We start from the raw sequence: 1,438 nt of genomic DNA on the forward strand, positions 1-1,438 counted from the left end.
GGGGACACCTTCATCTACAACGCCGGCTACGGTCAGCTGGAGATCAACGAGAACGGCAACGGGCTGAATGTCCTGCAACTTGGGAACGGGATCACCGCGGACGACGTGCAGGTCAGCGAAGACAGCAGCGGCAACGTATATCTGACCGATGGCACCAGCGGCGACAGGATCCAGCTCAGTAGTGAGACCGGAGGCACCGGCTCGGGTGTCGACCAGGTGCAGTTCGCCGATGGAACCACGTGGAGCCAGAGTCAACTGATCGCCATTGCAACCGCAAGGAACTCCGGGGTCGAGACGCTCTATGGCACTAGTGGCCCGGACACTCTCGATAGCGAGGATTCCAACGCTTACGAGCAGGGTAATGGCGGCGGCGACAGATTCATCTACAACGTGAATTACGGCCAGCTCGAGATTAACGAGAGTGGCCGCGGTGTAAACGTCCTGCAGATTGGCCAGGGCATATCTCCAGCCTCGATCACGTTGGCAACCGACAGTGCTGGTGACGTCATTCTCAACATCGGGAGCACGATCACCGGAGGCACAGTATCTAGTTTTGTCGGAGGCCAAACCAATTCCAACTACGCAGGCGGCCCCCTGATCAGCGGGAGCGGTGCCACGATCACGATGACGGACGGAGGTGGCGATGAGGCGGGTAGTTGGTTCACTAATCAGAAATACGCAGTCGGAGCCTTCACGGCGTCCTTCGATTATCAGGCGCAAGGCACCGCAGATGGCATGGCTTTCATTTTGCAAGATTCGGCCAGTGGTCCTAGCGCCCTAGGAGGGGTGGGTGGCAGCCTTGGGTACTCCGGCATATCCAATTCTGCAGCGATAGAGCTCAATCTCTATAGCGGGCACACGCAAGGGACTGCATTCGCGTCGGACGGCAACACCGGAAACTATACGTCGACTGGCGACGTCGCGTTCTGGAACGGAGACGAGGTTCAAGTGCAGCTGTCTTATGACGGTAGTACAATGGCCGAACGGATGACCGACTTCACGACTGGCGCGGTTTACTCTGCTTCCTATGCAATCAACCTTGCAAGTATCCTTGGAAGTGGCTCGGCTTATGTCGGCTTCTCCGGTGGGACTGGAGGCGCAACGTCAACGCAGACTGTTAGCAACTTTACATTTCAGGGAGGCGTTTCGAACGTCATTCGGCTAGACAACGAGATGGATGGCGATGGGCAGGGTGTCGAGCAGGTGCAATTTGCCGACGGCACTGTTTGGACACAGGCCCAAATTGCAGCGATGACGGGTAGTAAAAGCTTCCCTGCCAATCTCGTCCAGGGTTCCACAGGAGACGACAACCTGAATGGGACTAGCGGCTCTGATATCTTTGACGGACAGGGCGGCTCGGACTACGAGCGCGGCAATGGCGGCGGTGACATCTTCCTTTACAATGCCGGCTACGGTCAGCTGGAGATCAACGAGAACG

At 57.4% G+C, this 1,438-nt stretch carries 1 protein-coding gene; it reads left to right on the top strand.

What is annotated here, in order from left to right:
* A partial coding sequence (locus FE263_RS21920) for a calcium-binding protein (RefSeq protein WP_205880503.1) occupies positions 1-1,438 on the top strand: 1,438 nt, incomplete at both ends.

It is taken from the genome of Lichenicoccus roseus (assembly GCF_005844085.1).
In the GTDB taxonomy this organism is placed as follows: domain Bacteria; phylum Pseudomonadota; class Alphaproteobacteria; order Acetobacterales; family Acetobacteraceae; genus Lichenicoccus; species Lichenicoccus roseus.